We start from the raw sequence: 8,934 nt of genomic DNA, 5'->3' as shown, positions 1-8,934 counted from the left end.
GGACAAACAGGACAAACAGGACAAACAGGACAAACAGGACAAACAGGACAAACAGGACAAACAGGACAAACAGGACAAACAGGACAAACAGGACAAACAGGACAAACAGGACAAACAGGATAAACAGGATAAACCAGATAAGCAAGACAAGCACGTACAATCGGAAAATGTAGTCATAGTACCCACAGATTCACACAGCTTAGATATATGGGATGAAATTTCTCTAAAAGAAATACAAGCTGGGGAACACACAAATTTATTTGAAGAAAAAAGTAATTATCAAAATATTAATTTAGTACAAGTCAGCGATGTTCGCCTCTATTTGGACAAACAACTACAATTTAGTTCTGTTGATGAGCAAATTTATCATGAAGCACTTGTGCATCCGATTATGTCAAAGGTAATTGATCCAAAACGTGTTCTCATATTAGGCGGTGGCGATGGTCTTGCCTTACGAGAGGTATTGAAATATGAAACAGTACTACATGTAGACCTTGTTGATCTAGACGAGGCAATGATTAATATGGCGCGTAACGTTCCTGAATTAGTTTCTTTGAATAAAAGCGCATTTTTTGATAATCGTGTGAATGCACACGTATGCGATGCAAAAGAGTTTTTGAATTCTCCTTCCTCTTTATACGATGTAATCATCATTGATTTCCCTGATCCAGCGACAGAGTTATTAAGTACTTTATATACAAGCGAACTTTTTGCTCGTATAGCTACATTCTTAACAGAAGATGGTGCTTTCGTCTGCCAATCTAATTCACCTGCTGATGCACCTCTTGTATATTGGAGTATCGGTAATACAATTGAAAATGCCGGCTTAATTGTAAAAAGCTATCATATAATTGTTCCTTCTTTCGGAACTGACTGGGGATTTCATATTGCAGCTAATTCTGCCTATGTACTCGATCAAATTGAGCAATTATACGTAGTACCAACTCCTCGAACATTACCTTCTCTTCTTTTTCCTTTATTTCAATTTAAAGAAGAACATTTAGATCACCGTAATCTCGTTCTTCTAAACTCAGAATCCAATCTTATCCTACATCAATGTTACAAAAAGGAAATGGAGTTTTGACGATATTATAGTAAGGAGTGCTAACCTATGGAATATTCTACTTTCGGTAAACATATAATAGTAGATTTGTGGGGAGTGGATTTTTCCCTCTTAGATGATATTCACTTTTTAGAACGCCATTTAGTTGTCGCTGCCGACCATTCTGGCGCACATGTTTTAAATGTAAGTACAAAAGAATTCCATCCTTATGGCGTTACAGTATTAGTGTTACTATCAGAGAGCCATCTTTCTATTCACACTTATCCAGAAAAAAACTTTGCAGCAATTGATTGCTATACATGCGGTACAACTGTTGAACCACAAATGGCGATTGATTATATCGTAAATATATTAAAACCGGAGCAGATACAAATAAAAAAATTGATTCGTGGTATAGGAGAAATTGTTACTATCGATTAACTATTTCTCTTACTCATCCGTAAAAAGGAGGATTGCAACTACCATCAGTGGGATGAACACCCACTGATGGTGCGGGCAAATACATAAAAAAACCTTGCATACGCAAGGTTCATTCATTCACTGACATCTTCCTATATAACTCTACAAATTCACTCGCTAATTCCTTTACTGTAATCGCATTCATTAAATGATCTTGCGCGTGCACCATCAGTAAGGTAACCTCTGTCTTTTCGCCACCAGCCTCTTTTTGTATAAGCTCCGTTTGTACACGATGCGCCTCTTTTAATTCTTCTAGTGCTTCTTGTAATTTGGCTTCCGCTTCTGTAAACGCCCCACGCTTCGCGCAATCAATTGCTTCCATTGAACAACTTCTTGCATTTCCCCCATGCAAGATTAGATGAAAAGCTTTCGTCTCTATCGTATCCATTTTAGTTCTTTACTCCCCCTTTTCTTCTGCTAATTTTTGTTTATCCCATATTTTTAAGAATGGTAAGTAAATAAAGAATGCTAGTGCAAAGTTAACAAGTTGCAAAATAACCCCTGAAATTTTCCCACCCGATCCTAAATATCCACTAAAAAGAATAGGTGTCGTCCAAGGTACAGCCGCTCCGCTCGGACGAGCAACTAATCCCCATTCCATCGCAAAGTAAGAAACAAGCGTTAACACAACTGGAACTAATATAAATGGAATAAGTAAAAGTGGATTCATTACAATCGGCATGCCGAACGTCACCATTTCATTAATATTAAAAATACCAGGTGCAATGGACAATCGACCAATACTTTTTAATTGCTGACTTCGTGCAAACAATAACATTCCTACAACTAAAGCAAGTGTTGCACCGGAACCGCCCATATAAATCCATAAATCAAAAAACTGTGCGGTAATCGTATTTGGTACATCTTGCCCTGCTTGAAAAGCAACTCGGTTTTGATCCATTAACGATAACCAAATCGGGCTCATTACACCACCAACAATTGCAGCACCATGAATTCCGCACGCCCAAAGAACATGGACAATAATAACTGCAATTACAGCGCCCCAAAGACTAGCACCAAGTACACTAAGTGGCTCTTGTAGCAGCTTCCCTACAACATTATGAATACTTCCGAAAGTTGTGTGTTCAAAAATCAATCTAATGATCCAAACAACTGTCACAACAATAAATCCTGGAATAAGAGCAGCAAATGAACGTGTTACTGCAGGTGGAACTGTCTCAGGCATCTTTATAATCATTTTTTTCTGTACAATAAATCGGTATATTTCAGTAGATATAATTGCAATAATCATCGCTACAAATAAACCTTGGCTTCCCATTAACGCCGCTGGGATTGCTCCATCTACAATCACACTTTCCTTCGTGCTTGGTATAATATATGCAACTTGAAATGGAGTCGCAAGTAAAAATGTCACAAGCGACAATGCCCCGGATGCTAAAGCATCCACTTTATAATACTCTCCAAGTCTGTAAGCGATTCCAAAAACAGCTATTAAAGCCATTATATTAAAAGTTGCACTAACTGGATACCCCAAAGCTTTCTGCCAACTCTCACCAAACAACCCTGCCATAAAATCATTATAACCTGGTATTGGTAATGCGCTAATAATAAGAAAAAATGATCCAATAATTAAGAAAGGCATCGTTAAAATAATTCCATCACGTATAGCTTGCAAATGCCTCTGCTCTGCTACCTTTCCTGCTATTGGCATTACATATTTTTCTAAAAACCGTATCATCTATCCCACTCTCCTCATGGTTTCATTGACAAAGCTGCTTGCAAGATAGCCTCCCCATTACAAAGTCCGTAATGGACGGATTGAATGACATCAACAGGTATCCCTTTCCCCTTACATAGTTCTTTCATTTTCGGTAATAAATAACGTACTTGCGGTCCAAGTAAAAGTACATCTGCTTCATCGATGTGACTATTCACTTCAGAACCTGATACAGCCCAAATCTTTACCTCTATCCCTTTTGCCTGTGCTGCTTTCTCCATTTTTGTAACAATCAAACTGGAAGACATTCCCGCTGCACAGCAAAGCAAAATATTCATCCCGCATCCCTCCCCTTTTTTCTAAACCTAAGTTATGGTACATCCCTTGCTACCACTAGGTTACAAATATATATGTCTAGATTTCTAACTGTATGCCGAGCTTAAAAACAAAAATTTCTCGGTTTTCACGCTATTCCATCTATCGGTATTTTCCTAGTAAAGGGGACTCTAACTCGCTATAATAATTCAGTATGATTTTTTTAATTGATAGGAGGATATATTTATGAAGGCATATCGCTTTCCACTTATTTTATTATCTTCTATCCTAATTGGTGGTTTCATTGGTTATTTCATGGGTGCCGATGCAGTTGCTTTAAAGCCGCTTGGTGACATTTTCTTAAACTTAATGTTTACGATTGTTGTACCGTTAGTGTTCTTTAGCATCGCGTCATCTATTGCTAATATGGATGGATTAAAACGTTTCGGTAAAATTATGTCTAGTATGGCTGGGACTTTCTTATTTACGAGTATTTTAGCTGCTATTTTTATGATTATTGTCGTGAAAGTATTCCCGCCAGCACAAGGTGTTGTATTAGAATTAACACAACCTGACAAAGCTGAAAAAGCAGTTAGTGTTGCAGATCAAATCGTTGGTATTCTAACAGTATCTGACTTCTCGAAGTTACTATCTCGTGAAAATATGTTAGCTCTTATTTTCTTCTCTATTTTAATGGGGATTGCAACTTCAGCAGTTGGTGAAAAAGGAAAACCATTCGCTACATTCTTACAAGCTGGTGCAGAAATTTCAATGAAAGTCGTATCTTTCATTATGTACTACGCTCCAATCGGACTTGCTGCTTACTTCGCAGCATTAGTTGGCGAATTCGGACCACAACTTCTTGGAACTTACTTCCGAGCAGCAATGGTATACTATCCAGCATCTCTAATTTATTTCTTTGTATTCTTCACTTTCTATGCATACCTTGCAGGTCGCAAACAAGGTGTTCAAATATTTTGGAAGAACATGGTCTCTCCTACAGTTACATCTCTTGCAACTTGTAGTAGTGCCGCAAGTATTCCAGCGAACTTAGAAGCAACGAAGAAAATGGGTATTTCTTCAGACGTTCGTGAAACAGTTGTCCTTCTCGGATCTACACTTCATAAAGACGGCTCTGTTTTAGGCGGGGTATTAAAGATTGCTTTCTTATTCGGTATTTTCAACATGGAATTTGAGGGACCAAAAACATTAGCAATCGCACTTGTCGTTTCTCTATTAGTAGGAACAGTAATGGGTGCTATTCCAGGCGGAGGTATGATTGGGGAAATGTTAATCGTTTCTCTATATGGATTCCCGCCAGAAGCACTGCCAATTATCGCAGCAATTAGTACAATTATTGATCCTCCTGCAACGATGTTAAACGTAACAGCAGATAATGCTTGTGCCGTAATGACAGCTCGCCTTGTAGAAGGTAAGAACTGGATTAAAAATAAATTTGCTTAATAACGACAAAAAGAGGATGCTCTAAACGAGCATCCTCTTTTTGTCGTTATTTGTTGATAAGTCGATATCCCTTGTCGAAACGTCGATATATTGAAAAAATCGTTGATATATTTGAAGTTATGATAGATATATTCGAAGAATCGTTGATATATTTGAAGTTATAATAGATATATCCGAAAAATCGTTGATATCTCCCCTTGCCACAAATTTGTTAAAATCTTCACAAATATTCCACACCTCTCATCCTTACTCCGTACTATAATCATGTATGGAAAAGGAGATGGAAACAATGACACAAAGCGCACCGGAATTTAAAGTTTTGCAAAGCATTGCATTTCTTGCTGTCGTTTTGCAAAGTTCCTTATTATATACAATGAATCAAGGAAATGTCTTACTTGAACAGTCCCTCATTATGGGTATGCTATTTAATCTCGCAAAGTTTTCAGCACCTGCATTCATATTTATCGTTGGGTTTCACCTAATTCGTCACTATACAAAGCAATTAGTATACAAAGAATATATTTCTGAAAAAGCTACACACTTACTCATTCCTTATTTCTTTTGGTCTATTCTTTACTTATTAACAACAAACGATATTATGACATTACAAGGCGGGATAAAAAGTTTACTACTCGGAACAGCCGCACCGCATCTTTGGTACGTTATTATGATGTTCCAAATTCATTTATTATTCCCTTTACTATGCACACTATTTTATTGGTTTCAAAAACGAACAGAAAATAAAAAAGACATATATAAATATATGACCATCTTTGCTTGTCTATATTTCCTTTTAATGTGGTACTCCTCTCACTACATTTTTAATGGAGAGAAATTGACTAGTTCAACCATTTTACATTATACAGATCGTTCCTTCTTCTTCTACTCGTTCTATTTCGTTATGGGCGGAATCGCTGCTGTATCATTAAAAACTTGGCGTATATTTGTCATGAAACATATCCCGCTTATCACAATATTATTTTTCATCTTATTTTTATTCATCAATTATGAGTTATTTAGTTTTTACGGAGCAAACTCTATTCATTTAACCGTTTCTACTTATTTAAAACCGTCTATGTTTTTATATATCGTTTGTGAAATTATGATACTGTACGTGCTATCTATTACAATCGTACAGCGACGCGGTTTCTTATATAAAGCTTTACGATTTATCGGAAATTACACGTATGGTGCTTATTTAGCTCACTTTTTCTTCTTGCAACTATGTACAAAATTCCTTTCTTTATTCACACTGCAAGAAAACACAATATTATATAGCCTATTATTATTTACAATAACGGCTACAATCTCGATTTCAGCAATGGCCATTTGCAGTACACTACCACTTCATACGTGGATTACAGGACCTTCTCCTATAACAAATATAAAGTGGGCGAAGATCATACTTCGGAAAAATCACGAAAAAGTATGCAAACCATATCTTTGATATAATAGAATTCCATACAAGAAAAGAAAGTAGGATACACCTATGATTAATCAAATTGGACAAATTATGTTATATGTAAATAATCAAGATGAAGCCGTACAATTTTGGACTGAGACAGTAGGATTCCAAATTATTGCGGAAGAAAATAACGGAAAAGGATTCCGCTGGATTGAAATTGCACCGGCGAAAGAAGTAGGAACAAGCATCGTCCTTCACGATAAAGCGTTAATCGCGAAGATGCAACCTGAACTAAATCTTAATACACCTTCACTTATGTTCTTCTCAAATAACTTAGACCGTCTATATAAAGACCTTTCTGAGAAAAATGTCACAGTTGGACAAGTTGTAAATTTACCTACTGGTAAAGCATTTAATTTTGCTGATAATGAAAATAATTACTTTGCGGTAATGGAACGAAAATAAAAAAGAAGCTATCCGAAAAAATCGGATAGCTTCTTTCATTTTAAGAAACTTGTTCTGTATTCGTTTCTCTATGCTGTATATGACTCGTAATCCAAGCAATTCCACCAGCAACAACGAGGTAACATAACAATATTAAAATTTGCATTCGTAATTGCGACCAATCCCCTAAAGAAATAACATCTTGTAATCCTCTAAGAGAATGTGACATTGGAAGAAACTGTCCGATTTTGCTAAGAACAGCTACGTTTAATTCTCCTGGGAAAGTCCCCCCACTCGTCGCTAATTGCAAGACGAGAAGTGTTACTGCCGCGAATTTCCCAACAAGACCAAATACCGTTACTAACATAAGAATAAACGTCATGAACGTAAAGGAAATAACAATACTTGATAAAACAAAGAGTGGTACACTTGCAACTTCTAATTTCATAACTCCTAGTACAACCACATCTACAAGTAGCGCTTGAATGAGTCCAATTAAATATACTAATCCTAGTTTATTAATAAAGTGTACCGTTCCACTTACCTTCATATTTTGTCTACGGCCAAGCGGTAAAATATTTGATGCCATAATTCCGCCGACATAAAATGCAAGTGATAAGAAATATGGTGCAATACCTGAACCGTAGTTAGGTACGTCAGAAACTGTTGACTTCACTAATTGAACTGGCTCCGAGAACATCGTATTGCGTGCATCATCATTGCGAACATCCGCTATCTTCTCTGCGCCCTCTCCTAATTTCGTAGCAAGTTCTTTCGCACCGTCGTCAAGTTTAACAAGGCCATTCACTAACTTGCCAGCGCCATTATTCAGCTCTGTTCCACCACTCGCAAGCTGATTTACACCTTCTTGTAATGATGTAAATCCATTGCCCCACTTCGTAAATCCATCAGCTAGATTTGCCGCACCATCTGCTATCTTTTTCGTTCCAGCAGTAGCTTCATTTAACTTAACTCCGAATGTATTCATGCCTTCTTCAACTTTACGCTGACCGTCAGCAAGCTTTTTCGCGCCTTGTGTCAATTGTTGTTGGCCATTATTTAAAGTATTTGTTGCTTTAGCTAACCCATTAGAAGTAGCAACGATTTTTTGAAAAGCAGGATCTTGCTGTGCTTCTGGATGACTTTTCATGTACTCCTCTAATTGCTTCTTCACACTACTTGCCGCATCATCCGCTTTCACTTGTCCCTCAGCAAGTTTCTCGCTTCCGTTCACCCATTCATTTGTACCAGCACTTAATTCACTAACTCCTGATTGTAAAGTTCCTTCACCTTGCGCTAGTAATTCCAAACCACTATGAAGTGATGTCGCTCCTTGACTTAGCTCATTTGCTCCCCCGGTTAAAGCAGATTGACTGGATGCAAGCTTGTCACTTCCCTCTTTCAATTTCGATGTCCCGTCACTTAAACGATTAATACCATCCGCAAGCCGAGTTGCTCCATTTTTTGCATCGGTCGTTCCTTCATGTAACTTCTCAGCCCCATTACTTGCATCACTCAATCCTTGTCCCAAATCTTGAAACTTTGAAAAGACACCTTCTGTATAAGATTTCGTAATACTGTTTGAGATTTTTGTTTTCATATTTTCAACAGCTGTCGTTCCAATTTGAGCTGCTACAAAGTTTTTACCTGGATTTACTTTGTACTGCAATTGTGCCGGTTCTGGTTTCTCATCCATAAGTGTACTTACTTTTTTAGAGAAATCTTCCGGAATCGTAACAACCATATAATACTTATCTTCTTTTAACCCTTCATCAGCATTTTTTTCTGATACGAAATGAAAAGCCAGTTCCTTATTCACTTTTAAATTTTTAACAAAGTCGTCTCCTGCATGAATTGTTTTTTCATCCATTGCAGCACCTTTATCTAAATTCACAACTGCAACAGGTAATTTATCTAATCGTCCGTATGGATCCCAATATCCAGCTAAAAAGAATCCCGAATAAATTAAAGGAACGATTAACAAAAAAATTAAAGCGATACGCCCATGTTTATGGTGCCACATCGCTTTCCAATCTTTAAATACAAGTTGAATTCCCTTCATGAAATATACTCCTTCTCCGAATTTAACACCATTAGAATGGTTTA

9 protein-coding genes are annotated in these 8,934 nt (G+C 37.1%); 5 read left to right on the top strand and 4 right to left on the bottom strand.

Annotation, left to right across the window (positions count from 1 at the left end):
* Positions 1-1,084, top strand: a 1,084-nt coding sequence (locus ACS2MN_RS29830; RefSeq protein ID WP_438894897.1) for a polyamine aminopropyltransferase, incomplete at its 5' end; no start/stop codon positions are given.
* A 27-nt stretch (positions 1,085-1,111) separates the two neighbouring features.
* Complete coding sequence (speD, locus tag ACS2MN_RS29825) at positions 1,112-1,483, top strand: adenosylmethionine decarboxylase (RefSeq protein WP_000456812.1); 372 nt, start codon at positions 1,112-1,114, stop codon at positions 1,481-1,483.
* A gap of 109 nt (positions 1,484-1,592) precedes the next feature.
* Here speD and ACS2MN_RS29820 read toward each other — a convergent pair whose 3' ends face one another.
* Genes ACS2MN_RS29820 through ACS2MN_RS29810 form a run of 3 tightly spaced genes read right to left on the bottom strand, consistent with a single transcriptional unit; the run spans position 1,593 to position 3,538 of the window.
* On the bottom strand, positions 1,593-1,910 hold the full coding sequence (locus ACS2MN_RS29820) for a PTS lactose/cellobiose transporter subunit IIA (RefSeq protein ID WP_000379629.1): 318 nt from the start codon (positions 1,908-1,910) through the stop codon (positions 1,593-1,595).
* Between the two features lie 9 nt (positions 1,911-1,919).
* Complete coding sequence (gene celB, locus ACS2MN_RS29815; RefSeq protein WP_000617765.1) at positions 1,920-3,221, bottom strand: PTS cellobiose transporter subunit IIC; 1,302 nt, start codon at positions 3,219-3,221, stop codon at positions 1,920-1,922.
* A 14-nt stretch (positions 3,222-3,235) separates the two neighbouring features.
* Positions 3,236-3,538: a PTS sugar transporter subunit IIB gene (locus tag ACS2MN_RS29810; protein ID WP_001023559.1), complete on the bottom strand. Its 303-nt coding sequence runs from the start codon at positions 3,536-3,538 to the stop codon at positions 3,236-3,238.
* A 223-nt stretch (positions 3,539-3,761) separates the two neighbouring features.
* Here ACS2MN_RS29810 and ACS2MN_RS29805 point away from each other — a divergent pair, with 223 nt between their 5' ends.
* The 3 genes from ACS2MN_RS29805 (at position 3,762) to ACS2MN_RS29795 (ending at position 6,849) form a co-directional block, all read left to right on the top strand.
* A complete protein-coding gene (locus ACS2MN_RS29805; protein WP_000649369.1) occupies positions 3,762-4,979 on the top strand; it encodes a dicarboxylate/amino acid:cation symporter in 1,218 nt (405 codons plus the stop codon).
* A gap of 289 nt (positions 4,980-5,268) precedes the next feature.
* Complete coding sequence (locus tag ACS2MN_RS29800; protein WP_088055732.1) at positions 5,269-6,426, top strand: acyltransferase; 1,158 nt, start codon at positions 5,269-5,271, stop codon at positions 6,424-6,426.
* A gap of 42 nt (positions 6,427-6,468) precedes the next feature.
* Positions 6,469-6,849 carry a VOC family protein gene (locus ACS2MN_RS29795; protein ID WP_088055733.1) on the top strand — a complete coding sequence of 127 codons (381 nt, stop codon included), beginning with the start codon at positions 6,469-6,471 and terminating at the stop codon, positions 6,847-6,849.
* Positions 6,850-6,889: 40 nt separating this feature from the next.
* Here the strand turns inward: ACS2MN_RS29795 and ACS2MN_RS29790 are convergent, their stop codons facing one another.
* Positions 6,890-8,890, bottom strand: coding sequence for a YhgE/Pip domain-containing protein (locus ACS2MN_RS29790; RefSeq protein WP_346995079.1), 2,001 nt, complete (start codon positions 8,888-8,890; stop codon positions 6,890-6,892).
* Positions 8,891-8,934 lie beyond the last annotated feature (44 nt).

Origin of the sequence: Bacillus cereus group sp. BceL062 (genome assembly GCF_051780025.1) — a bacterium.
In the GTDB taxonomy this organism is placed as follows: domain Bacteria; phylum Bacillota; class Bacilli; order Bacillales; family Bacillaceae_G; genus Bacillus_A; species Bacillus_A toyonensis.
Note: the sequence above shows the minus strand (reverse complement) of the source record. Positions and strands in the feature narration are given on the sequence as shown.

Bases quoted from the DNA above. Each gene is read 5' to 3' on its own strand.
- speD (WP_000456812.1), top strand. From the start codon at position 1,112: ATGGAATATTCTACTTTCGGTAAACATATAATAGTAGATTTGTGGGGA.
- ACS2MN_RS29820 (WP_000379629.1), bottom strand. From the start codon at position 1,910: ATGGATACGATAGAGACGAAAGCTTTTCATCTAATCTTGCATGGGGGA.
- celB (WP_000617765.1), bottom strand. From the start codon at position 3,221: ATGATACGGTTTTTAGAAAAATATGTAATGCCAATAGCAGGAAAGGTA.
- ACS2MN_RS29810 (WP_001023559.1), bottom strand. From the start codon at position 3,538: ATGAATATTTTGCTTTGCTGTGCAGCGGGAATGTCTTCCAGTTTGATT.
- ACS2MN_RS29805 (WP_000649369.1), top strand. From the start codon at position 3,762: ATGAAGGCATATCGCTTTCCACTTATTTTATTATCTTCTATCCTAATT.
- ACS2MN_RS29800 (WP_088055732.1), top strand. From the start codon at position 5,269: ATGACACAAAGCGCACCGGAATTTAAAGTTTTGCAAAGCATTGCATTT.
- ACS2MN_RS29795 (WP_088055733.1), top strand. From the start codon at position 6,469: ATGATTAATCAAATTGGACAAATTATGTTATATGTAAATAATCAAGAT.
- ACS2MN_RS29790 (WP_346995079.1), bottom strand. From the start codon at position 8,890: ATGAAGGGAATTCAACTTGTATTTAAAGATTGGAAAGCGATGTGGCAC.